Source organism: Bacillus sp. (in: firmicutes) (assembly GCF_031983925.1).
Classification (GTDB): Bacteria; Bacillota; Bacilli; order Bacillales; family Bacillaceae_G; genus Bacillus_A; species Bacillus_A pacificus.
In genome coordinates, this window is the sequence record NZ_DALYZR010000012.1 from 37,742 (window position 1) to 63,457 (window position 25,716).

At 34.1% G+C, this 25,716-nt stretch carries 20 protein-coding genes and 4 pseudogenes; 5 read left to right on the plus strand and 19 right to left on the minus strand.

The window, feature by feature from the left end; genetic code table 11:
* The 10 genes and pseudogenes from RTP99_RS23505 to RTP99_RS23550 all read right to left on the minus strand — a co-directional run.
* Window positions 1–274, minus strand: a pseudogene (locus RTP99_RS23505) (YwbE family protein); the annotation flags it as partial.
* A gap of 343 nt (window positions 275–617) precedes the next feature.
* Window positions 618–1,004 carry a DUF1259 domain-containing protein gene (locus RTP99_RS23510; protein ID WP_116733364.1) on the minus strand — a complete coding sequence of 129 codons (387 nt, stop codon included), beginning with the start codon at window positions 1,002–1,004 and terminating at the stop codon, window positions 618–620.
* Window positions 1,005–1,284: 280 nt separating this feature from the next.
* Window positions 1,285–1,449: a hypothetical protein gene (locus RTP99_RS23515; protein WP_000970617.1), complete on the minus strand. Its 165-nt coding sequence runs from the start codon at window positions 1,447–1,449 to the stop codon at window positions 1,285–1,287.
* 553 nt (window positions 1,450–2,002) lie between these two features.
* Complete coding sequence (locus tag RTP99_RS23520; RefSeq protein ID WP_000278853.1) at window positions 2,003–3,262, minus strand: ATP-grasp domain-containing protein; 1,260 nt, start codon at window positions 3,260–3,262, stop codon at window positions 2,003–2,005.
* Between the two features lie 5 nt (window positions 3,263–3,267).
* Entirely contained in the window at window positions 3,268–4,521 is a 1,254-nt protein-coding gene (locus RTP99_RS23525; protein WP_000655274.1) for an MFS transporter, read from the minus strand.
* 850 nt (window positions 4,522–5,371) lie between these two features.
* The gene (locus RTP99_RS23530) at window positions 5,372–6,076 is read right to left on the minus strand and encodes an NADPH-dependent F420 reductase (protein ID WP_001020515.1); all 705 of its coding nucleotides are present in this window, start codon (window positions 6,074–6,076) and stop codon (window positions 5,372–5,374) included.
* Between the two features lie 80 nt (window positions 6,077–6,156).
* A complete protein-coding gene (locus RTP99_RS23535) occupies window positions 6,157–7,179 on the minus strand; it encodes a 2,3-butanediol dehydrogenase (protein WP_000642457.1) in 1,023 nt (340 codons plus the stop codon).
* Between the two features lie 196 nt (window positions 7,180–7,375).
* Window positions 7,376–7,912: a TetR/AcrR family transcriptional regulator gene (locus RTP99_RS23540; protein WP_000064554.1), complete on the minus strand. Its 537-nt coding sequence runs from the start codon at window positions 7,910–7,912 to the stop codon at window positions 7,376–7,378.
* A 217-nt stretch (window positions 7,913–8,129) separates the two neighbouring features.
* Window positions 8,130–9,365 (minus strand): cytochrome P450, encoded by a 1,236-nt coding sequence (locus RTP99_RS23545; RefSeq protein ID WP_000856901.1) that lies wholly within the window; start codon window positions 9,363–9,365, stop codon window positions 8,130–8,132.
* 462 nt (window positions 9,366–9,827) lie between these two features.
* A pseudogene (locus tag RTP99_RS23550) lies at window positions 9,828–11,062 on the minus strand (cytochrome P450).
* Between the two features lie 159 nt (window positions 11,063–11,221).
* Here RTP99_RS23550 and RTP99_RS23555 point away from each other — a divergent pair.
* Together RTP99_RS23555 and RTP99_RS23560 are read left to right on the plus strand one after the other, a co-directional pair.
* Window positions 11,222–11,806 carry a TetR/AcrR family transcriptional regulator gene (locus RTP99_RS23555; protein WP_046647541.1) on the plus strand — a complete coding sequence of 195 codons (585 nt, stop codon included), beginning with the start codon at window positions 11,222–11,224 and terminating at the stop codon, window positions 11,804–11,806.
* 494 nt (window positions 11,807–12,300) lie between these two features.
* Window positions 12,301–13,251, plus strand: a complete 951-nt coding sequence (locus RTP99_RS23560; protein WP_000797654.1) for an alpha/beta hydrolase — start codon at window positions 12,301–12,303, stop codon at window positions 13,249–13,251.
* 124 nt (window positions 13,252–13,375) lie between these two features.
* Here the strand turns inward: RTP99_RS23560 and RTP99_RS23565 are convergent, their stop codons facing one another.
* From RTP99_RS23565 to RTP99_RS23575, 3 genes are all read right to left on the minus strand, one after another.
* Window positions 13,376–13,591, minus strand: a complete 216-nt coding sequence (locus RTP99_RS23565) for a hypothetical protein (RefSeq protein WP_001104101.1) — start codon at window positions 13,589–13,591, stop codon at window positions 13,376–13,378.
* Window positions 13,592–13,919: 328 nt separating this feature from the next.
* On the minus strand, window positions 13,920–15,365 hold the full coding sequence (locus tag RTP99_RS23570; protein ID WP_001064100.1) for a L,D-transpeptidase family protein: 1,446 nt from the start codon (window positions 15,363–15,365) through the stop codon (window positions 13,920–13,922).
* A gap of 903 nt (window positions 15,366–16,268) precedes the next feature.
* Window positions 16,269–16,691: a YhfM domain-containing protein gene (locus tag RTP99_RS23575; protein WP_000868335.1), complete on the minus strand. Its 423-nt coding sequence runs from the start codon at window positions 16,689–16,691 to the stop codon at window positions 16,269–16,271.
* A 102-nt stretch (window positions 16,692–16,793) separates the two neighbouring features.
* Between RTP99_RS23575 and RTP99_RS23580 the strand changes: the two are divergent.
* Window positions 16,794–17,084: pseudogene (locus tag RTP99_RS23580) on the plus strand (hypothetical protein).
* Between the two features lie 169 nt (window positions 17,085–17,253).
* Here RTP99_RS23580 and cuyA read toward each other — a convergent pair.
* From cuyA to RTP99_RS23600, 4 genes and pseudogenes are all read right to left on the minus strand, one after another.
* Window positions 17,254–18,249 (minus strand): D-cysteate sulfo-lyase, encoded by a 996-nt coding sequence (gene cuyA / locus RTP99_RS23585; protein ID WP_001046623.1) that lies wholly within the window; start codon window positions 18,247–18,249, stop codon window positions 17,254–17,256.
* A 330-nt stretch (window positions 18,250–18,579) separates the two neighbouring features.
* Window positions 18,580–19,812, minus strand: a complete 1,233-nt coding sequence (locus RTP99_RS23590; protein WP_000754284.1) for a DUF4073 domain-containing protein — start codon at window positions 19,810–19,812, stop codon at window positions 18,580–18,582.
* A 149-nt stretch (window positions 19,813–19,961) separates the two neighbouring features.
* A pseudogene (locus RTP99_RS23595) lies at window positions 19,962–20,755 on the minus strand (aminopeptidase).
* Between the two features lie 125 nt (window positions 20,756–20,880).
* A complete protein-coding gene (locus RTP99_RS23600) occupies window positions 20,881–21,801 on the minus strand; it encodes a class I SAM-dependent methyltransferase (protein ID WP_011040504.1) in 921 nt (306 codons plus the stop codon).
* A 201-nt stretch (window positions 21,802–22,002) separates the two neighbouring features.
* On the opposite strand from RTP99_RS23600, the gene RTP99_RS23605 reads away from it, so the two are divergent.
* Both RTP99_RS23605 and RTP99_RS23610 read left to right on the plus strand, forming a co-directional pair.
* Complete coding sequence (locus tag RTP99_RS23605) at window positions 22,003–22,596, plus strand: ATP-binding protein (RefSeq protein ID WP_116733362.1); 594 nt, start codon at window positions 22,003–22,005, stop codon at window positions 22,594–22,596.
* 150 nt (window positions 22,597–22,746) lie between these two features.
* Window positions 22,747–23,865: an LPXTG cell wall anchor domain-containing protein gene (locus RTP99_RS23610; protein ID WP_000851020.1), complete on the plus strand. Its 1,119-nt coding sequence runs from the start codon at window positions 22,747–22,749 to the stop codon at window positions 23,863–23,865.
* A 64-nt stretch (window positions 23,866–23,929) separates the two neighbouring features.
* Here RTP99_RS23610 and RTP99_RS23615 read toward each other — a convergent pair whose 3' ends face one another.
* Window positions 23,930–24,601, minus strand: coding sequence for an ABC transporter ATP-binding protein (locus RTP99_RS23615; RefSeq protein WP_000202591.1), 672 nt, complete (start codon window positions 24,599–24,601; stop codon window positions 23,930–23,932).
* Complete coding sequence (locus RTP99_RS23620; RefSeq protein ID WP_000477768.1) at window positions 24,601–25,665, minus strand: ABC transporter permease; 1,065 nt, start codon at window positions 25,663–25,665, stop codon at window positions 24,601–24,603. Before RTP99_RS23620 ends, RTP99_RS23615 begins: the two co-directional genes overlap by 1 nt.
* Between the last annotated feature and the right edge of the window lie 51 nt (window positions 25,666–25,716).

Genomic DNA, 25,716 nt, shown 5'->3' on the forward strand with positions numbered 1-25,716 from the left:
CTTCTTGTTTACGTTTTTCTTCTTCTGCTCTTTGTTGCTCTTCTTGTTTACGTTTTTCTTCTTCTGCTCTTTGTTGCTCTTCTTGTTTACGTTTCTCTTCTTCTGCTCTTTGTTGCTCTTCTTGCTTACCTTTTTCTTCCTCTACTACTTTTTTGTCTTCATCCACTTTTTGCTCATCTGGTGCGCCCTTTAATTTTTCTTCATTACTCTTACAAGCACTTAAAGCAATTACACATAAACTCATAAGTGCAAATAATAATAATTTCTTTGACATTTAAAAATCCTTCTATATATACATTACAAATTAATAACTTTCATAGCATAACAAAAATACAATCCTTTCTTTGTCAAAATTTGTCGTATATATTTATTTTCTACTAAGACACTGACACTACAATAAAAATGGAGATTATTATATCGATTCGTGCAAAAAATACGCTCGCCTGCTAGTCAAGTAAACTTAATTCATGAAAACCTTCATCTATTTAGTAAAACCATTGAAAAAACATTAATAATCCCAAATATTTTAATTAACATAATCTATCACTTATAAGCAATAGAAAAGGATCTTTCAATTGAAGATCCTTTTCTATTGCTTATTTAACTAAAAAAATTGGTTAACTACATAACGCTCTTCTAACTTTCCTTGCAAAGCTTAGCGGATCATCAACGTCTTCAATATTAACGTAAATTAAATTTGGATCATCACATAACCACTCATTGTGTATAGACGAAACAATTATTCCTTGTTTAATAATAGTAGCAACAAATCCATTGACTTCTTTTTGTAAGAGCGCTACCCGGCCTAGACATAATGCCCGTCCAGTTTTATTATCTCTTGATTCGAATGAGAAGGAACTTGTTACTCTAAAACGTTTTCCTAAGATTGTTGCTCTTATTTCATCCCGATTTATTGTTGCTACACATTTTCCACCGGCAAACCCTTCTTGGCCACCGATAATTCTTGCAAACTGTTGACAAATTAATTCATCATTACACGCCATACCTTTCATCATCCCCCCTTTTACTGTTAAGTTATGAATGAATACAAAGGTCTGAAACGGTAATGAATCTATTCTATTACAAAAAAGATTATCAGAACCTAACGAAGTCTATTATATAGTGAGACATTTTTAGAAAGCATAAAAAATACACCCTAAGGTGCCATCCTACGACTTGAAAATCCTATCTATGTATGAAAAAAATTTAGAAAAGGCCAATACAAAAGAGAAAGTTCTAACTGTAATGTATAGAGTGCTTACGATATTAAGAATCCCCGTTATATTACTTTCTGACCAGTCTCGTTAAAGCCATCCCAAGAAATCCAACACCCATTCCTATGAGCCATCCAGTTTGGGCATTACCTAACATAGATCCCACTCCTCCGCCAAGAAACATGCAACCAACGAATACTAATCCTCCAATTCCCCAATTCGGCCGTTCCATCATTCAGTCACATCCTTTCAGTAAAATATATGCTATTTGCTACCTCAACTTTCTTGCATAGGATGGTTATTTATTTTGCGTAGTTTTAGTACTTTCAGGGAATTCATAAGATGTAGAGAATGAGCCATTTAAATATATGGCAGAAGGATGATTTGATTATTTATATTACAATACCTTAAGAGCTATGGAACAAATTCTTCAACTAATCAACTAATAGAAGCCTGGAGATTTTCCACAATCAGTAGCTCGTCACTATCAAACTAAAATTTCATTTGAGGGAAGAATATATTTGTTTACATGATAGCAATGGGATTCCTCCAGTATTTCGAACAAAAACCACACTAAGCACATTTTCATACAAAAAAGCCGATTTTTGTCCCACTAAGGATAAACCGGCTCATTGTAATTGACCTTGAAGGATTCGTTATATAAATTCGTCATTTTCATCAAAAAACATAGCTCTAGCTAATACACTTTTATCCGGTTCTTGGTTAATAGACACATGTGATTTAAATTATCCTTTGTTATATAGACCAGTCATCTGCCACATTTCTTTTTACATATATTTTTTAAAAGAAGGTTTCCATTCTGATAAATCCTCATAAACAAACGTTATGTTGTTACATATTTCCTCTGCAACTTCGTACATATGTTTTATATCATTAGCCGTAAATAATATAGACCCTTTGCGTTGCGTGCTATCTACAATAGTTGGTATGGTGTCGCCCTCTTTTACTACTAGATCAATTAATACGACCTCGGATATGTTAGTTAATCCTTTATACTTGATTTCTTTTAAGCAACCTGGTTTTGGAATCAAGCTTAAAGACATAGCTTGACATTTTGAAGGTACACATCTAAATTCATCTATAGTCTCAGTAGCTAGCGCATCATAATAGTATCCAAATTGAGATATGCCAGTTGTTAGTTCCACCATCTTCCAGATGTTGCCCCCACCTATTCTAACTTGAGACTCTATAATTATTGGCTTATTTTGTTTGTCTAACTTTATTTCTGTATGAGTAATGCCGTTTTCCATTTGCATATCATCCAAAAATAACATTACTTTCTCCATAATGAATTGTTTTTGAGATTCATCTATAGGTGCCGGCATAATCGTATAGTTTATTATAAATGTATCTTCTTTAAATACTTCAGCTGATATAGCAAGTATAGAATGTTTTTTGTTATAAGAAACGGTTTCAACCGTATAAACTACATCCCCTTCAATATACTCTTCCACTAAAACAGGTAGTTGAATACCATTTTCTTTAATAAACACCCCTCCGTCATCTCTCGAGTCTAGCTTATATACTCCTTTACCCCCTGCCCCAATCGGCGGCTTTATTATAACACTATCTTTTTTATTCAAAAATTCATTAATGTCTTCAGTGTTATTACAAACTATCGAATCTATTGAAAAGTCTTTACCTGCTAGCATTTCACGCATCATGTCTTTATTGCGAGTTATCATATTAGCATTGTAAGAAGGTCCTTTAACATTAAAAATCTTTGCAATTATGCAAGCCGTATCTAATGCTGTTTCGTTAAAAGACACAACCACATGAAAAGGTCGCTCTTTGAATAATTCTTCAGCATAGTATATAGACAAGGGTATGTTTGTTGTGTCTATTTCTTTTTTATAGAAACATTTTTCTAAGATAACTCCATCAAAATATATGTGTTTAGCGTAAGATCCTATATACGAAACAGTATATCCACTATCTAATGCATCTTGTATAGGTTTTGTCCATCCCCCTATAAATAAAATGTGTGGTTTATTTTCTATGTCATTTCCTTTTAATACCTTATACATCATAATCATCCCCTCTCAAATGAACTCGTATATTCAATGTCAGTTCCTTTTGATACGCCTCGTCTTAACAACGCCACTAAACACAATGTTGTTCCGAAACCTCCTATAAATAACGTAGTTTGAAGCCCGAATATAGAAATTAAAAATGCACTAGTAAAACTTCCCAATGCCCAGGCTCCCCAATTAAGCGTGCGCTGTACAGCATTTACTCGGCCCAGCATGTGATTTGGTGAGGCAAGTTGTCGTATAGTTGCAGCGTAAGGGCCAAATACACCTTCTCCCATACCATGTATGATACTTGCGGCTACTATACCGTAAACTGTTCCCGTATATCCCATTATTGGTATAAAAGCCAAACCGGTAACTGATACAGTAGCGCTATAAATAAGCATTTTTGTATTATTAATTTGTTGACTTTTTTTCATGAGAACCGTATTACCTATTAAAAATCCGACCGCTGCTGAACCTACAACAAACCCTATTTCAATTTCAGATAGACCCATTACCTTATAAAGGAATATTACTAAAATACTATTTAATATGTATTTAAAAAAACCGTAAACAGCACCACATGTCACAATTGGCTCTAATACAGGGTGTTTTTTGAAATATATCAAACCCTCATATATGTTTTCGTATATGGATTTTATATTTACGTCTTTTAAAGAACCCTCTGTATGCGGTTTAAACTTTGAAATATATAATACAAACATAAAACAAACAAAATACGTTACTGCGTCAACAGTAAACGATCCTGTTAATCCGACTAGAGTAATGACGATTCCAGCTAGCATAGGACCAATTACTATAGAAAGAGACTCCGAAAGTGCTAGTTGAGCATTAGCTTTTTTTAAGTTGTCTTTATCTGTTACTATTTCCGGTAAGAAAGAAGGAATGGCAATGTTGTAAAACGTGGTGAATATTCCATTTAAAAACATGATAAATACCAGTAAAGGGAACGTTATTATATTTGTTACAGTCAGTATGAATACTGATAAAAACAATATTCCTTGACATATACTACAAATTAGCAAGATATTTTTCCTATGGAAAATGTCTATTAAAGCACCGGCTACTAACCCGAAAATTAGATAAGGGACGAATATAACCCCACGAAGTATAGCAGCATTTGCTTCACTTGTTTGTAACACCTCTAATGCAAAAAGCGGCAAAGCTACTATTGTAAACTGAGTACCTAATAAACTTATAGACTGTCCTAGCCAAAGCTTGTGAAAATTAAAATGTTTGCTATCTTTCATAATATCCCCCCGTTAAATCCATCTTTTTAAATGATCAACTTTACGATATAAGTCAGAGCCGGCAACTCCTATCTTTCAACTAATATCTGTACCACATAAAAATTCGAAACCTAATATAAAATCGATTCTAGTTTCAAAATGAAGACTAGATGTTTAAAAATCTTCTAGCTAATGAAAAGCTCATCTTCCGAAAGATACTTCCGCATTTGTTTATAAACCAATTGGTATACTGATGGAATTCACTTGTAAGAATCTAATTGTTAATTAGTTTGTTTCGAATTCATTTCCCAATCGTATCACTTTGCATCACCTCCAGCATCAGTATAACCTTGAAGGCACGCTATTGTACGCATTTTGGAATGTAACCGCAAGATAACGAAGCTACGATGACGAAATGAATGGATTTAACCTTGTCATTAGAGGACATATTTACATGACAATTGATAAAAATAAATCATGTACTATGAAATAAATTTTTAGATAAACCAAAATAACATGCAAAAAGCCATTACCATGTTTGTTTAGATACTTTTCTTCTGTGAAGTAACAATAAAGTTTTTTCCGTAGTCTTTTTAGTATAAATTAGTTAAAAACAAAGACTACTTACTATACGCGAAAGAGTATAAAATGGATGAATTATATAAAATAGTTTTAAAACAATATTTTTAGTCTCCTTAAGTTAATAGCTATAGATTGAAACCATACCCGCAAAAAGCGTTAGCCTGGAACGGACATAAAAAAGCGAGTCCATGAACGAAATTCGTTCATGGACTCGCTAATCATCTTTATTGGAATTTTCAGTGCTCTCCTATGCAGGTAGAGGAATTTTCATGGGAATATCAATCCCATGTTATGATTGCAGGCGTTCAAGAGCCGAGGTGCGGTAATTTGCATTTTGCTCAACAGTAGCTTCTGAAAGTGCCCTCTTCAATGCCACAGCGTTCAAATCCTTCTCGATAAAATCAGGCGTTCCAGACGCAGGCGTGCCAAGCTGAACACGCCATGAATCGTCTATGGAACCGCCATCGACAGGGTCGAAGCCGAGTGAGTTGACAAGCTTCATCACAATTGCTTTGGCCTCAGGATTATCTGCAAAAACCGGTAATGCAATCCGTTCCTCAGCGCCTTCCGGTTTCGCCAGATCAATAATACGCTGAGCTACGATGTTGCTGAACGCTCTGACGACTGGGGCACCGATTTGCTGCTCTACCCAACGGCTTTCCGTTTTTATGCTGCCATCAAGGAGTTGTTCAATTCTGCCATCCCGATGTATAGTATAATTGTTGGTATCGATGATAAAGGCTTTTGCTTGTCGAAGATCGAACAATCCACGAGGAAGTGACGCAATTTTGCCGAAAGGGATCGCCAGAATAATAAGATCGGCTCCAAGCACCGCTTCTTCATTAGTCACCGGACTCGCTCCAGTAAGAGTTGCGACCTCTGCCAAAGTGTCTGGTCCACGTGAATTTGAGATGTTAACCTGATGACCCAAAGCGACAAGCTGTTTCGCCAAAGTTGACCCGATAAAACCAGCGCCAATAATCCCAATATTCATACCCATATTCCCCCAATTATAATATTCTTAACCACTTTACAAATTTTTCATCTCCGCAAATTCATTTATCTTCAATAAGATTAATGTGCGCCACTTAATTTAACTAAAATTTTCGCTTGAGATTTATCATGAATTAACGCTTCAAAGCCTTGTTCAGCAATATTATCTATATCAATTTTACTTGTAATAATTGATTGCGCGGGTAATCTTCCATTAGCAAATAATTCAATAACCTCATTGTAAGTTTCATTGCTGTATCCTACAGACCCCATTAATTTTGCACCACTAAAGATTAGTGAAGCAGGAACATTAAATTGGATATCTTGCGTGTGGAAGCTGATAACCATCATTGTGCCACGAACTTTAGTTGATTGAATAGCTTGATTAAATGTTGACTCGACACCTGCAGCTTCAATTGCAACATCTGCTCCACCTGGGAATAATTTCCGAATTTCTTCAACAGGATTTACTTCTTTAGCATTAAAGACATGTGTTGCACCCATTTCAGTTGCTTTATCAAGTCGACTATCAAATAGATCGATAACAATAATATTAGAAGCACCTGCAGCTTTTGCACCTAAAACAGCAAATAGCCCAATAGGACCCGCTCCATAGACAACGACAGTATCCCCTTCTCTTACATTTGAATCCTTAATGGATTGGAAAGATACAGCTGCTGGTTCAACCATGGCTGCTAATTCTAGCGGTAAATGATCTGGAATTTTAAAAATCGTTTTTTGTGGAAGTATCACATATTCAGCAAACCCTCCGTCGATTTGTGCACCAACTGCGTCTAAAGTGATGAAACGTTCAATTTCAGCATTTGAAGGATCTTTAAGCATCATTGGATAGATACATACTCTGTCACCTTTTTTAAATTTTGTTACATGAGAACCAACCTCTGCAATTTCACCAGAAAATTCATGTCCCATTACCGTATTCATATTTATTGGTACTGAACCTGGATGCAAGTATGCATGCAAATCAGAACCACAAATACCAGCCCATGCCACTTTAACTTTTACGTCATTGGGTTGTAATTCTTTCGTTTCTCTTTCCTCAATACGAATATCTCTTTCACCATACCACACTGCAGCTTTCATCAAAAATCCTCCTTTAAACAATTCAACTGTTGTATATTTTTTCATTGAGCATGAGATTGTAATTCATTTTTTTTAATATGAAAGCAGCTCTCTTTTGCTATGTTCATTAATCTATCATAGGTTTTGGAGGAATTCGATGAGCAAAAAATAATATATGTCTCAAAGTGAGACATATATTTTGAATTGGTTCATTTATTTAGAAATTTTTAGAAATCCTAATTAATTCTTCTTTTGAAAATGGATATTCATTCCCTATCCATTTCTTTATAATCTCAAAAAAACCACTACAGTAGAAATCGCATAGTACCATTGGATATTCAGAGTTTTGGATTCGTTTGGAAAGTGGGTCATTATATTTCATTGAGGTTTCATATAAATCTTTCGAACCATACTGGATCAATTTTTCGTATAACTCAAGGCTATTATTTTTACTGGTAATATTAAAAAACAATGTACGATTAACATCGATGTATTCAATTATTTCTTCAAATAATGTACGTTCTAAATCCATACCTTGCTTTGTTTGTTCAAAGAGGCTAATTGCGATGGAATTTGAAGCATCACTAAATAGCTCATATTTATCTTCGTAATGCCGGTAAAATGTGCTTCTATGAATCATTGCTTTTTCACAAATATGATTAATTGTGATGGATGAAAATGTTTTTTCTTTTAATAACTCCATGAACGCATCTTTTATTATGTTTTGCGTGCGTAAACGTGTAAAATTGCTCAATTCAAGTATCCTCCTATATTTAGCTCCCAAGTAATGCTTAAAATTATAATAGTTTAGACCGCATAGTCTTTTTTCTTTTAGTATGCCTAAATCCATAATAATATGGAATTCTTTTTCCTAAATATAATACTTTTTATAAAATAATTTTTAACTTTAGCTCGATAGCTCTAATTTATGAATAAAATTGGCCCTGGCACTTAAGCCAGAGCCAAAATGCTTATTTTATATGGAGTAGTTCACTTTTCACAGGGAAAGAACTTAATCCATATATAGTACTACTATTCGAGATAGGAGTGGGAAGATTCTCGTCAATAAACGAAAATGATTTATATCTTTTTATTAATTCTGTCAATACAATTTTAGCTTCTAATCTAGCTAGAGGCGCGCCTAAGCAAAAATGGATACCATGCCCAAATGTTAGATGAGGGTTTCGCCCACGATAGATGTTGAAACTATCACCATCTGTGAATTGATGCGAGTCACGATTAGCTGATCCTACCCAAGCTGAGATGATTTGATCTACTTGTAAAGTTTGGTACTTTAATTGAATCTCTTTTTTTACTCTTCGTGTAATTCTTTGAACTGGTGAACGATACCGCAATACTTCTTCAATTGCTTTTGGAATAAGAGATATATCCTGTTGTAATTGCTCATAAACATTTGGATATTCTATAAAACAATATAATGCGTTTCCAAGTAAATTGGTCGTTGTTTCATTTCCCGCTACTAATAGTAGTTTACAAAACGATACTAATTCTTTACCTGAAATGCTTTTTTCCGCTTCACTTTGAACTAATAAAGAAATAATGTCGTTTGCATCTTTTTGGGATTTTTCTCGATTGAGTTGTATGATTTCTTCAAAAAAATCTCCTAATTCATTTTCTGCTTGTAAACGTGTATGAAAAAATTCTGCCAAATAATCCGGATCATCATGACTCGGTGAACTTACGATAATATCAGACCATTTCTTAAACCTTTCCATATCCTTAGCAGAAACCCCTAACATTTCAGCAATTACTATAACTGGTAACGGATAAAATAACTCCCTTACAATATCAAAAGTTTTACGATTGGATAATTGATTAAGTATATCGTTTGTAATTTGCTGGATTCTCGGCTCCCATTCTCTTAATGATTTAGGAGTGAAAGACCGATTTACAATAGAGCGAATTTGCGTATGTTTTGGCGGATCCATCCCAAGAATACTTTGTGGAAATGGAGACTTTTTCTTCTCGGGCATAATATTAGAGAAATGCTCTTTATCCTCTAAAACAGTTTTTACATCTTCGTACAAAAAAACATTCCACATATCAGCCTGATGGTTAAAACAAATGGGCTCTTTTTCCCGCATCTCTTTATACCATGCAAATGGTTTATAAGGATCTTCTAATGCCTTTTTTCCTATCAGCTTACTTGTAGGAATCATATCAATTGATTGGTAAGGTGTTTTCATATATAACAATCTCCCCTCTAAAAATATTTTCACACCGAATGAAATTCACCGAATAACATTCGACGTATTGAGGATTATACACCAAAAAACAAAATATTCAAACTAATTTTCTGTTTTTAAGATATCAATTCATATATAATCAGCCTTCACCAATCGGGCTTTTATGGGCAGTTGATCCCCCACCTAACTTCTTTGCTTTCGCTAAATTTTGAGGTGGGGGTCTTACTGCCCATTAAAGGGGGATACATGTTGTATAAAAAATCCGCCACAAAGAAAACAACAAGCTCTACGAATTTCCACTTCATTTTATACATTTAAATTCCACATTGATCCATTCCCTTTGAAAAGGAGAAGAACAAACAAATTACATGTAAAAAGAGACGCTACTTTAAAAACTCAGCATGATGAATCTTATTTATATAGAGAATCGGCCCTAGTGTACCTGCACTAGGGCCAAAACATTTATTTTATATGAATAATTTCACTTTTCACTGGGAAAGATTTCAATCCATATACAGAACTACTATTTGAGATAGGAATGGGCAGATTTTGGTCAATAAACGAAAATGATTTATATTTTTTTATTATTTCCGTCAATACAATTGTAGCTTCTAACCTAGCTAGTCTAGCACCTAAGCAAAAGTTGATTCCATAACCAAACCCAAGATGAGGATTTCGTGGACGATGTATGTTGAAACTATCAGCATCATTGAAATAATGAGAGTCACGATTAGCTGATCCAATCCAAGCTGCGACTGTTTGGCCTACTTTTAAAGTTTGGCCATTTAATTGCATTCCTTTTTTTACTCTCCGTACAATTCTTTGAGCTGGTGAACGATAACGTAATACTTCCTCAATTACTTTTGGAATAAGAGATATATCCTGTTGTATTTGCTTATAAACATCTGGATATTCTATTAAACAATATAATAAATTACCAAGCAAGTTAGTTGTAGTTTCATTTCCTGCTACTAATAGTAGTTTGTAAAATGATACTATTTCCTCACCTGAAATTTTATTGTCTGCTTCACTTTGAACTAATAAAGAGATAATATCATCCGAATTATCTTTTGACTTTTCTCGCTTGATTTTTAACATTTCTTCAAAAAGTCCCTCTAATTCATTTTCTGCTTGTAAACGTCTCTGAAAAAATTCTGTTAAATAATCCGGATTATTGTGACTGGGTGAACTTATTATAATGTCAGACCATTCCTTGAATCTGTCCATATCATTAATAGAAACACCTAACATTTCAGCAATTACTATAATTGGTAAAGGATAAAATAATTCCTGTATAATATCAAAAGTTTTACGATTGGATAATGGATTAAGTATACCTTCTGTGATTTTCTGGATTCTCGGCTCCCATACCTCTAATGCTTTAGGAGTAAAAGACCGATTTACAATAGACCGAACTCGCTTATATTTCGGTGGCTTTATCCCAATAACACTTTTTGAAAATGAGTTTTTTTCTTCTCGGACATAATATTAGAAAAATGCTCTTTATCCTCTAAAGCTATTTTTACATCATCATACAAAAAAACATTCCACATATCAGCCTGATGATTAAAACAGATAGGCTCTTTTTCCCGCATTTCTTTATACCATACAAATGGTTCAAATGGATTTTCTAAGTCCTTTTTTTCTATTCGCTTATTCGTAGGAATCATAACGATTGATTCATAAGTGGTTTTCATATATAACATCTCCCCTCAAAAAACCATCTTCATTACACAGAATACAATTCACCAAATAACATTCTGTGTAATGAAGGTTATATAGCAATCAACTATATTTTCAAACCACTTTTTCATTTCTAAGATATCAGTTAATATATAATCAAGGAGGAATAAACTTTGTGTAAAAAAAATTTGACCAAAAGAAAACAACAAGCACTACTAACACAGAGCAATATATTTCATGTGTTTTTAAATTTAACGAAAGAAAAAAAAATTGAGAATATAACAATTGAAGATATTTGTAAAAAAGCAAATGTTTCAGTAGGAACTTTTTATCATTATTTTTCTTCCAAAGAGGATATTTATAAAAAAATATTTCAACAAATTGATGAAAACCTACATGCTGAATTAAAAAATATAGATCAAAATAAAACAGTGCAAACAACTATTTTAAACTTCTTCCACTGCATAGCTGAATATACGACTAAATTGGAGTTACATATAAATCTTCTTAATGATTTAAACAAAAGAGCATTCATATATGAGCCTTCATTAATTTACAAAGCTCTAAATGGTTTTGTTTATAAAGGACAACTTGAAAAAGAATTAACAAATGATATGAGTGTAGAAGAAATAACAACGTATCTTTTTACATTTGCTAGAGGGCTTATATTAGATTGGTGTATTTTAGAAGGAACATACTCTTTAGAACAGAGGATGGATACTTATATGAAATTAGCATTAAACTCTTTAAAACCCTAAATTTTAATCACATTCTACATTCTTTTGCTTCATTACATTAAATTCTGTTTTATTTTTTCTAGGTATTAAAGTATCCAAAATAAAAGAAAAAGCATGTCTCTTCTTTATATTGCAAGAAGAGACATGCTTTTTTTTATAATACCCCCTCATCAATCCATTTCAAGATAGTTCATCCCTTCGGAAAGAGAAAATAACGCTCAAAGTATATGTGAAAAGTTAAGAAAGTGGATACTTCCTGAATGCTAATTTTTAAATGCACATCATTTACACATTTAAAAATTTATTAAGAAATGAACCATTTTGATATATATGTCTCATTTTGATACATATACACATTTTTGTTTATCGATTTCGATTAATACTTATGATAAATTGCTACACATAGCTAGTTTATAGCTTCAATTTAATTGTGGTAATTTCGTCACAATTAAATTAGTTAAAATAATATTTCATCTTTTATCTTTCATAAAAAATTAAAAAAGGAGTTTTTTCAAATGAAGAACCGAGTAAACCCAGTATTATTACCAGGCTTAGAAATGTATCCAGATCAAGATTTACGCCCAGAGTGTTTGCCAACAATGAGAGAAGAAGCGTCAAAAGTCTTCCCACCTACCATTATTGATGAAACTCTTTCTGTAACAAATGAGGTCATTGAGGGACCTGATGCGAATCCATTACGATTAAAAATTTATCGTCCAAAATCAAATAATGAATCCTTACCTGCCCTGTTGTGGATACATGGTGGCGGATATATCTTGGGATCTATAAATGATAATGATGATCTTGCTGTAAAAATTGCAAAAGAGGCTAACTGTATGGTCGTTTCTGTAGATTACCGTTTAGCTCCTGAACATCCTTATCCAGCTCCAATTGAAGATTGTTATGCAGCATTAAAATGGATTGCTGATAACGCGGAGACATTAAACATTGATTCGAATCGAATTGGTGTTGCAGGAGTGAGCGCTGGGGGCGGACTAACAGCTGCATTAACATTATTAGCTCGCGATCGACAGTACCCTTCTATTTGTTTCCAAATGCCACTTTATCCAATGATTGACGATCGTAATAATACACCTTCTGCAAATGAAATTAAAAAAGGATTTGTTTGGAATCAAAAATCAAATGAAGCTGGCTGGAAAATGTATTTAGGGAAATTACATGGAACAGATCATATTCCTGCCTATGCAGCCGCTGCTCGAGCAGAAGATTATCGTAATTTACCACGCACTTACACATGTGTTGGTCAATTGGACCCATTCCGTAGTGAAACACTAACTTATGTAACCAAACTTGCAGAAGCTGGTGTTGATGTCGAGTTCCATTTATATCCTGGGGCCTATCATGGGTTCGAAATGATGCATCCAGATGCTGATATATCTGTTCACGCTTGGAATGATTATGTACGAGCAGTTAAGACTGGTTTCGCAAAAAAGGAGCTAAGGTAACAACTTCTTTTTGCAATGTATCATTTTTCACTTTCAGTTGTTGTACCTCTGTATTGTTAACAGCTTGAGTAAAACAAGCTGTTAACAATACAGCCCCAGAAATCCAAAGATCTCTGGGGCTTCCTTATATATTTAGCTCTTTTTGCTTTTTGTTTTGTTTATGTCTATACAGCAACTTTCGACTTATTAGAGAAATCACTAATAAGATTAGTATCAATACGAACAATTGCATGAATGATAAATCAAAATATTTAGCACCTGTAACGATTAAAAGTGTAGAAATCGTTCCTTTTACAACGAAAAAAATAATAACCCATAATCCGCCTTTTTTCCAGTTCATTTTTATATTCCCTTTCCTACGTTTTAATTCTTAAATGGGACACCTTATTAGAAATCTACTATATTAATAAAAAGTCATGTCTAATTAAATGCAACGATTCTATATTAAGTGAAAATGATATTCAATGTCAATTTTGTTGATTATATATATCTATTTTTCCATCTCAATCTCTTCCCACTTTGTTTCTTATAAACAATGAACTCTTGTCTTCAAATAAAAACACCTCCATTGCATTTGCACACTTAGTATGCAAATGCAAGAGGTGTTTTTTCCATGTACCATCAGATGCTTTATTTATTCGTTTAAGTTCTTAATACGTACCTATTTTCTAGTACACAATAACTGGATCATACGTGTTCAAGCTATCATACACAGTTTTTGCAACGTTAGGAAGAAGATTCACACAACCACCTGATCCTCCTGTTAAATAAGCATTACTTCCCCAGTCTTTTCGCCAGCCGGCATCGTGGAATCCTTGACCGCTATTTGTGAATGGAACCCAGTAATCTACTTTCACTGCATAATCAGCTTTCCCTACTGCGCTACCTCTTAGCGTATATGGTGTTCGTTTGTATAAAACGTACCACACACCTGGTGATGTATCTTCACCTGTGCTATGTTTACCCGTTACTACATTTGTTGTAAGGACTAATTTACCCTCTTTGTAAATCCAAATTTGTTGATCTGCAATTGAAACTTCTGCATATGTGTCTCCGATGCCATTATTCGATGTTGTTTTATAACCGATCCCTTCCTTCTCCCAACCATTTCCGTGAATATTAGAAGCAGAAAGTGATTTTTCGCCTTTCTCAAAGGCTTGTTGAACTTGTTTTGTCTCTTTTTCAACATCTAGTGCCCAGCCGTATCCTTGACCTTTTACTGATATGACCGAACCAGAATGCGTTTTAAAAGCGAAGTCTTTATGTAATGTAGATTTAGCCTTATTAATTTCAGCAACCTTATTCTTAATTTCGCTCGCATCGATTGTCACCTTCATATCTTTTGACATAGACGCGTTTTGAATTAAATCTTTCGCTTTTAATGAATACACTTCATCCTGCACTTTATAATCAACAGACTGCGTAAGAAGATTTTGTAATGCTTTCTCTTCTTTTTTAATAATCGGATCGTCTTCTTTAATAGGCTGTATGTATGCAGACTTTAGATGAATTTCACTTTTATGCTTCTGCTTATCGTAATCTTTTAGTAAACTCGCAACGTCATACTGTTTTCCATCAACACTCTTCGAAATTACAACTTTTCCTTGTTCAAGCTTCGCCATAGCATCTTGAGGTGCTTTTAATTTTTCATTCATGGAAACAAGCTTTTCTTCTACAAGTTTTTTCATCGTTTCACTCCGATACTGATCCGCTTCTTTCGATAACAATGAATACTCTTTTTCCTTTGAAGAAGGGAAAAATGTCCACTGGCTTTTTAATAGTTTCTTAACTTGCGGCAAATCTTTTTCCGTCAGTTCCGTCTTTGTCTCTTTTTCATCTAAAATTTGTTGTTGATCAATATAAACTTTGTTTGCTAATCCAGATGTTTTTAATTTCTGTATTGCCTGATCAGCGCTCAAACCACCGACTTTTGTATCATTAATCGTAACATTAGAATTGAAGTGAGTTGCCTGATAATAGCTCATTCCCCCAATGAGAAGTGCAAGTACTCCGCCACCTGCTGCGATAAGCTTCCAATTTGTAAAACGTTTTTTTGATCTTACCCGTTTTTTCTCAACTTCTTCAACAGATTCATTTACTGTATTGTTGTTCATCAATCTTTCCCCCGTATACATTAACGTCAATTGATTTTAAACCAAAACCATTGATTAGTGTACCTTATTTTTCCTGAAATTTCATTGTTTTAACCAGATTTTATCTATTAAAGTTAGATTTTTTAATAGAAAGATATATAAAGATGGTAAATAACGCGAAAAAGGACCACATCAATTGAGTTATTATGGGACCCATCGCATTTTGAAGGAGGATACTCTATAAACATTTTAACCTAGTAAAGTAATTTTTAGAAGGTCCAAGTTAAAGACAGGCAGCATAGAATATCTCTTATTTATGAAAAATATCCACAAAAAATGACCTACATGTAGACTCTTTTTTGTGAATATTTTAATGCCGCATGTTTTATTAATTTAAATGCAAACCATGCTTCCTGCTTGTCACCAGGTTTCACAACCTCTACTATCGGCCTAACTAATTTCACCTTATGATATCTTTCTCATCAACAATTTCAAGTTTCTTGAAAACTATTATATATGTTTATACCACGCTTTATTGATACGTTTAATCTTTACAGGTGCTGAATTTTTAGACTCATCCTTTGTTGTAACCCTATTATTAGAACATCCTGCAATAGCGAGACAGCATGTAGCCAATAAAACTAATACTATTAATTTCTTCAAATAGCCACTCCTATATAAAGGAAATATTATATTAAGAAAATTAAACATAACATCAGATCTTTATAAAAACAATATATTTCCTAGTTTTATTATCCGTTGGCAGATTAAAGCACACCTTAAGGAGCATGAATCCAATTTCTAATTTCCATTTTATCCGATTCTCAATGTTTATTCCAACATAAAAAGATAGCTATTATTGTTGAAAACTAATTATCTCTCAAAATGAAAAATATAAACTGAATTCCTATAACCCAATATAGTTTACTCAGCTAACTTTTCCCCTGTAACAATCCGAAACAAAGTAGCTGCATTTTTTTCTTCTAATTGAGCGTACCGATTACCACCCGAGATGATTTCCACTTTATCCTTATTAGGGCTTATCCAAATTTGATACAACACAGCTTTCGCCTCTATTTTCGAATTTTTAAATTGAAAAACAAAATGATAATCAGCTGGACGAGACATTTCCACTTTTTTATTTTCAAAAGTAGTATCCTTTAATATTTTCTTTACTTGCATTACTTCATTATTATCTGTCACTACCTTAAAATCTTCATATTCATTATCACCAATATTTTTGTGCACTTCGATTCTTTGCTCTTCATTTTCTAGTCCAATTGAACAGCCGGTTATTATGAATATATAGATACTAATCATAACTAGAGGCCAATTTCTAACTTTCATATTAATAACCTCTTTTCAATACGAAATATTTTAATTTATAAAATAAAGGTAATTAATTTAAACTTAAAAATATAAATAATAAAGAGCAAGGAGTATCGTTCCATTCAGTTACAAACATACACTTGGAAAAGTTATACGTTCCTTCTTGTAAGTATATTCGTTACTATTAATCTCTTTCTCTTCACATCTATTTTAGACCGAGTTGGAGTAGAATATATCGTGCCTTTCGCCTACTTCATATTAGCTTCCGCTGTCATAGCGATCCTATTAGCGGTCATCTCTTTTTGTAGCTGAGCTGAGAAAAAAATTTTAGCCATTATCGGGTTATGTTTTACTTTATTTAATACAGCAATTATTTTATTCTTCCTTTGGTTTGGTTACCATTTCACTTAAGTGAAGTATAAATAAATCCCATAAGCTACAAATAAAATTAGTAAAATAGAAATGCTGAGTACCGTGTATATAATCCATTTTAAACTTGAACTCATATACGCCCTCCTCTCACCTTCTAACAATTCCATTATATAACAAAAAAGCATTGGATACCCAATGCTTTTTACACTTACACAAATAAAGACGTATTCGCATATAAAGCTGGTGAACCACCTGAATGTACGAATAAAATGTTGTCTTCTTTTTTAAATGTACCTTTTCTAATTAAGTCGATTAGCCCCGCTACTGCTTTACCTGTATACACTGGATCCAGTAAAATACCTTCTGTTTTCGCAAGTAATTGCACTGCTTCCACCATTTCCGGCGTTGGTAACGCATAACCTGGTCCTACATATTCATCAAAGCATGTAACAGCTTCGCGCGGGATAAAGTTTGGAATACCAACGTGAGCTGACGTTTCATCTACAAGTTTTGCTACTTTCTCTTCTTGCTCTGCTTTTCCTCTACTTACGTTAATGCCGATTACTGGAATGTTACTTTGTGTTCCAGCAAAACCAGTAATTAAACCAGCGTGCATACCGCCGCTACCACTTACGCAAACGACTGAACTGAAATCAATTCCTTGGTCAAATGATTGCGCCATAATTTCTTGCGCACAAGCAACGTACCCCATTGCGCCAGTAGGATTTGATCCACCAACCGGAATTACATATGGTGTACTACCTTTTTCACTAACTTCTTTCGCGACTTTATGCATCTCTTCCATAAGATCTGCTCCGTTTCGTACAACAATGACATTTTCAGCACCTAGTAAATGATATAAGAAATAGTTTCCGTTAAAATCTGGCTTCTCTTCTGGCTCAAGCCCTTCTTCTAATACAAGAATACATTTCATTTTTTCTTTTACCGCAGCTGCAAGTGTTAGGCGGCAATGATTTGATTGAATGCCGCCAGCTGTAATTAACGTATCTGCACCCTTTACCTGCGCATCCGCAACTAGAAACTCTAACTTTCTCGTCTTATTACCACCAGCTGTTAAACCAAGTAAATCATCTCGTTTAAAATAAATAGTCGGCCCACCAAGTGCTTCAGAAAAATTGTTTAATTTTTCAATTGGTGTATATGATTCGGTATATTTTTTTCTAGGGAATTTAGCTAAATTCATGAATAACGCTCCTTTGTACTTCTTTCACAATGTATGTAACGATACTATTATTGCATGTAAAAATGATGAAGTCATCTTTCTTGGATAAAAATGTGTTGGAATTCGGTTTTGGCGAATGGAATTGCATTGAAGGTTTTATCTTCAATACGGTACATGAAATTATAATAATGATTTTAACCATATTACGGTACATGAAATTTATATCGACGATTTTTCAAATATATCGTTCATAACTTGAAATATATCAACGATTTTTTCAATATATCGACTTATCGACAAAAACTGGCAACATAAAAGGACCCACTCGATAAAAAGTAGGCCCTCTTCCAATCATTTATTTGCCGAAAAACGAAGTAGCTGTGTTAATCCTGGTTCTAAATTCATTTCGCCTTTATGGCGTACGTATACGATTTTGTCCCCGTCAAATTTGGGTGGGTTTCCTGGATTATAAGTATGCCACTCGTCCGCTCCTTCTACAGCGTACTCCATGTATTCTGTTGCACCGACGATTACGTTTTTATTATCATCAGCGGTTACATTGGGTGCCATTTGTGCAACTTTCGAATCACTAATTAACAATTTCTTTATTTCCTTATCACGTTTGTAATCGTAAGCTGTCACCATTACATCGCTGCCATATGCTTTCACTTGCAACCCTTGTTTGAATGAAGAGCCATCAGGAGCAGTCTTCTCTCCTCCATTTGGTCCAGCCGACATCCAACCCGTTTCAATACCACCCGTATTTACAACTGTAAATCCTTTTTCATCTCCGCCTGCAATTTTCTTTTTACCAGCCCAATCCGGTAAATTTAAATCCCAGTGCGTGTGGCTCGTGAAGAAAACAACTTGCGGGTAATCTTTTAATATATCGTACAATTTATCCACGTTTAAATAGTCATTTAAATATGGTGACTGTCTTGATCCAGACACAGTATCAGGTAAAACGTGATGAGAAAAAATGAAAATCGGCTTGTTTTTATCTTTTTGACTATATTCTTCTAAATTTTGTTTTAACCAACCTAATTGTTCATCACTCATATATACTTCATCCCACATTTTTGAATCGTGGTATTTCATATATTTTTCCGTTCCTAAAAATAAAAGCGGATAACCATCTAATTCTTTTTTATGATATACCTTTTCTTGTCCGCTAAATTTCAGATAGCGGTTAAATAAAGTTTCCTCAGTTACACCATTTGGCCATGTACTTTGAGATAACTTCCCATCAGCTGTCCATTTTCCAGCGTAAAACTCATGATTCCCAACAGTTGACCATACATTTTCGGGATGCTTATTTTTGTTTAACACACGCTTCACATCATCATATTGTGACTGTTGTCCAGTTGGCGTTATATCCCCATTCATAATAAGCGCTCTAGAAAGTGGCGTCACTTTGTTCATATCTTTTAACACGTGATCAAAGTCTCCTAAATCCCCTTGAATGTCACTAATAACGTTAAAAGTTGTAGCTGATTTTCGAACTTGCTCTTTCCCTTCCGCATATGCTGAAAATGTCGGTAATAATGCCGCCATAACTGCTAACGAAGCAACTGTCTTTTTCATACAAATTCTCCCCCTAATAATAGAATGTACAAACTGACATGTTCTGCCTTCTCTTAGGTGCTTGTCCAATTCACATTATAGGGAGAGATTGTAAAGATAGATGGAGTTAAAAGTTAAGTGTTTTTTAAGAGGATTTGTTGGTTTTCAGTTTATCTCTTTAACTTTTCTTCATTTAATCCAAATAACTCTGGCAAAACAAAATCCCCATCTTTCCTAATCAATACATCATCAAACCAAATTTCACCCCACCATACTCTGGTCTTTGAATGTTTACTAAGTCCCAATGTATCGCTGAATTATTTCCGTTGTCTGCACCTTGCAATGAATCTCCAATCGCTAGATGAAAACTACCATTTATTTTTTCATCAAATAACGTATTATTCATCGGATGTAGTATGTAGGGGTTAAAAGCTAGCGCGAACTCTCCAATATATCTTGCTCCCTCATCCGTATCAAGAATTCGGTTCATTCGCTCTGTATCATTTGCATAAGCCTCCGTGCTCATATTTGCTTCTTGTGCAGAAGCCGCATTCGGAAAACGAGTTGTCACCCATCTCGTTTTATACACTGCTTCACTATGAGCTTTTCCAAATATCGTTTGATATAACTTCATTTTTTCTGCCGGTACATCCGCTAATTCATATGCATTTCTAGGACTACGAAGATTAATATACACTTGCATCTTACTTAATCGGTAACATTCCCAATCTGCTAATAACTTAAATTGTTCTTCAGATCCTGACAAAATTAATTACCTCGTAACAGACACGTCGCGCATTGATACATGCGCATATCCACTTGCTTTTTCCACTGACTTAATAATTTCACGAACGACTGCGGGGGCTATCTCTGTAACACTTTGGATCAACACTTGATCACCAGGTCGCACTTTCGTAGAATGGTTGACTAATACATCTGCTAATTTCGATAACCTTTGCTTCACTACTTAATTTGTTACATTCATACTTCATATTCTTTACATTATCGAATTTCCCTTCCTAGTTAATATTTCCCACTTGTTCTTCCACAAAAAAAGACACAGAGATTCCTCCCCATGCCTACTAATTCCTACTTCTTCACCGCATGCACATAATGCACCGTCTCGAAAGCTTTTAAATAATCGTTTCGTCCTTCAAAATAGAATGCATTTATATCTTCTGGTGATAAATGCTCATAAATGAGTAAGCCCGCCTTCTCTAACAGTGCTTCCATTTCGGCGTAAGAATAACATGATTTCATCGGTTCTCCGCCTACTGCAGCCATTTTCACCATGTTTTCAACTCGATTAGACAACCCTTTTTCCGTAAATAAGTTTTCATCTGGATAATCAAAAACGATAGAGCTCCCTTCCGGAACCATCTCGAATAAACATTCTATTAAACTAGCAAGTTCCTCTTTCGTTAAATAGTACGAAACACCTAACAGACTAAAGAACGTTTTTTTATGTTCAAATCCTTCATTCCGTAACTGTTCATAGGAAAATCCTTTCGTGAAATCCATCGAAACAAAATGAAGATTATTTGGAACTTCAAGTTCTGCTTCTTTTATTCTTTCCTTCTTAAACTGCTGCGTAGAAGGATGATCCACTTCAAATATTTCTATTTTATTTTCTAATTCTCGGTGTCTAAAACTGAACGTATCTAAGCCTGCACCGAGTATGACATATTGTTTTGCACCTAATGTAATTTCATGTAATAACACTCTTTCACAATATGCCGCACGCGCTAAAGGTGTTGGTGATAATTGAACTTGCGTAATCCATTTTAATATTTCTTTCGGATTGTCTTGAAACTGCTCTGCAATGTCTGTATTGAAAAAATGGATTCCTTGAACCATGTTCGTTTCAATATCGCTTCGTTCTTTTGGCGATATGAACTCTTTAGCTACATAATCATCAAATATTTTCGGACTATCAAATTCACTATGATATGCTCTTCCGAAAGCTGATACTAGCGACGTTATACTTGATTCACCTTTTTTCACGCACATACACTCCTTCATTTTGACAATAAAAATAGGGTTCCCCTGGCCAGGAGAACCCTATTATACACTTTATTTTTATATTGGTAAATTATAGCATAAATAAGTTTTTTTGTCAAGTTTCCAGCCTACTATCACTCTGGCACTTTGTATATTCTCTAGCAGGAAAATTGTCAATTTACACCGAATACCCAAATTATAACAATACACATGGAGGTCAATATGAAACGATTCGTCATTATTACAGTAGGAAAAACGCACAGCGGAAAAACTACATTTGCAAAAGCTTTAGAAAAAGAGTTACCCCACTCTTTCGTTATGGATCAAGATAACCAAGCTGAATTTATTAATAAACATTATGAAAAATTACAACCAGCTGAAGGCGCTAATACATTTAAGCACGGTCTTTCTAAATTCATTGTTGATTATGCGAAAGAACATACAAATTTACACCTTATTATTAGTAATTCCAATCGCAGTAAAAATGGAAGGTTATATTTACTAAACGAATTATTTCCACAAAATGAATATGTACGCATACTCGTTCACTTTGAAATTCCAGATGATGTACTTTACGAAAGAGTGGCTCGAAGCACACGAAGTACGAATATTTTTAGAGGTAGTTATTCTAGTTTCAAAGAAGTTCTGAATCGCCAACAGGCCGAGTCACTTCACGAAGATGTTGTAGATCCTATAGAAAACGAGGCTGATTATTTGTTTGTTATCCGCAATAATAAAGATGTAAACTTTACTATTGAAGAAATTGTTCATCTAGCTAAAGATTTGTCCCCTACCCAAAAATAAAAGATTATAAAAATTACATAATCATAGATTATTATGCAAATCCTTCCTCTAAGCGCCTAACATAGTATATAATGATAAGATAATCTACTTCTATATGCTCATTTTTACACAAAACAGTTCATGCATATGAAAGAAAAGAGGTACAAAAATATGAAAACAAAACAAACAATCGCTGCGTCTACACTAGCTTTAGCAATGATTGCTGGCGCAAACTCTGCTCATGCGGAAGTAACTGATGCTACTCCTCAGCAAAGTACGGGAGATCGATTAGCTGAAATTAAGCAACATAAACAAGAGTTAGATGCGAAATTGCAGCAACACAAAGAAAACGTGGATCAAACATTAAATGAACTTAACAAAGTTAAGGAAAATGTTGATACGAAGGTTAATGAACTACATGAACGCAAACAAGTTGCCGATGAAAAAATTAACGAGATTAAACAACATAAACAAGAATTAGATGCAAAACTTCAGCAAGACAAGCAAATCGCCGAAGATAAAATCGCTGAAATAAAAGAGCATAAAAAACAAGTAGAAGATAAAGTTGCTGAAGTGAAAGAGCATAAGCAAAATATCGATAATAAGGTTAATGAGATTAAAGAACATAAACAAACTGTCGATGAAAAAGTGAATGAAATGAAGCAACATAAAGAGAACATCGATCAAAAGGTTAATGAACTTAAAGAAGTAAAAAAACAAGTAGATGACAAATTAGCTGAGTTAAAGAAAGCGAAACAAACTGCTGAGGACAAACTTGCTGAGCTAAAAGAAAACAAGCCGAATACTGGTAACACGTTAGAGGAACTTAAGAAAATTAAAGGCAATTTAGATAGCCTTTCCGCTAACTTAGAACTAGCTAAACAAGATGTGAAAAATAAACTAGCTGAATTACAAAAAGCTAGAGAAGATTTACTAAATAAAATTAACGAAATGAAACAAACGAAACAAACTGTTTCAGACGATTTAACAAAGAAAAAACAAGACTTAGATATTAAAATCAACGACTTTAAACATACTGAGAAAAAAATTGAGGACAAATTAGCTGAGGTACATACTACGAAGCAAAATGTAGATAACAAAATTAATGAAGTATCTCAATCAAAACAAACAGAAACAAAGACTGGTACTACGAACACAAACAATAACGCTAGAGAACTTCCTAACGCTGGTAGTGAGCAATCAAATAATATGGCTTTAGGTATGTTATCTGTATTAGGCGGCGTTTTATTAGTAACTCGCAATAAAATTAAAACGTTATTCTCAAAATAAAGCCATTATACTTATTAGAAACAATTATACAAAGGCCAACCGCATGTACGGTTGGCCCTTTTCTTTATATTAATTTTCCATCTCTTAGCGTCAATATACGATCACATACATCAAGCATTCTTTCATCATGTGTAATCATAATGGCTGCTTTTTGGCTCTCTTTCACTTCACGTTTCATCATTTCAACAACTTCACGTGCGCGTTTTGAGTCTAAGCTTGCCGTTGGCTCATCTGCTAATATTAAATCTGGGTTGTTCATGAATGCACGAGCGATTGCTACCCTTTGTTTTTCCCCACCAGATAGTTGATTTGGATAATGATTTTTTCTTTCTTCTAATCCAAATGCCGCTAATAAATGATCCGCACGCTTTTCTGATTCTTGTTTACTTTCTTTTTTTAACTTCGCAATGTAAAGTAATTGTTCTTTTACATTTAAATATGGAACAAGATTTGCGAACTGGAAAATGAAACCGATTTTTTTCAAACGAATGTCTGTCATTTCCTTTTCGGATAACTGTGTAATATTTTGCTCACGAATGTAAATATCCCCTTTTGACGGTGATAATAATGCACCCGCGATTGATAATAACGTACTTTTCCCTGATCCAGAAGGACCGACGATTCCGATAAATTCTCCAGCTTTTACATCAAGCGATATCGGATGAAGGGCAGTTACTTCCGTATTCCCTTCTCCGTACACTTTACTTACTTTGTCTAGTTTTAATAATGAAGTCATTACATCCCGCCTCCAATTGCTTCTAGCGCATCAACTTTTAATACTTGATATAACGAAATAAGTGTTCCTAAAATACTAATAACGATAAAGATTGCTGCATATTGTGCAATCATCGGTGTTGTTAATAAGAACGGCATACCTGCTGGTAAAATTTGTTCTAATCCCTGTACAAGAACAATACTAATTACCATCGCAACGACTGATAAGAATAACGCCTGTACGACTAAACTATTTGCTAAATACGAGTTCTTCGTACCAATTGCTTTTAATACGCCTAATTGCTGTGTTTTTTGTAGTGTAATAACGTAGAAGAATACACCGATTAATAACGCAGCGATAACAAGTAAGAACGCAATGATCATCGTTAATGTTCCTTGCTCTTCTTTAAACCCTGGAATACTTTGCAGCACTTCTTTTTTGTCAATTACGTGTGCATTTTTAATCTCTTTATCTGTATTAAGTGCAATTGCACTATAATCTTTTTGGTTTGGTTGTGAAATAGCGCCCCATACGTCTTCATTTACATAAACGACTGGTGTATGGCTAAACATTTGATCTTTCGTAAATCCAACGATTGTAAATTCCTTCTTTGAAACAGGATCAATAATTGTATCTCCAATATCGATTCCTTTTTCTTTAATGGATTCATCAGCAACCATCTCGTTGTTTGCTGTGCCTAATTTCTCACCTTTTACAATGTTCGGTTCTAAAAATGAATCACGTTCACTTGAGAAAATCGCAACATCCACTTTTTTCGAACTACCTTTCTTTTCATACGTTGAAACTTTCACACGAAACGGAACAGCCTCTTTCTCGCCTACTTGATTTACTACGTTATCTACATCGTCTTTCTTAATTTGTGAACGAAGTAATTTATTTTCCGCATCATCTGCTAAAACGAACTTATTTGCCTCCATATTTTGAATCGATGAAGCATTATCATATGATAATCCATTTGCTAATCCTGAAATAACAAGAACTAAAAATGATAATAACACCATAATCAATCCGATTAATCCGTATCTTAATTTTGATTGTTTTAATTCACGCAGAGCTAAAAACATTTCGCTCGCTCCTTCCTCTTTCTTTCTATGCACTTATCATAAAAAAGAAAT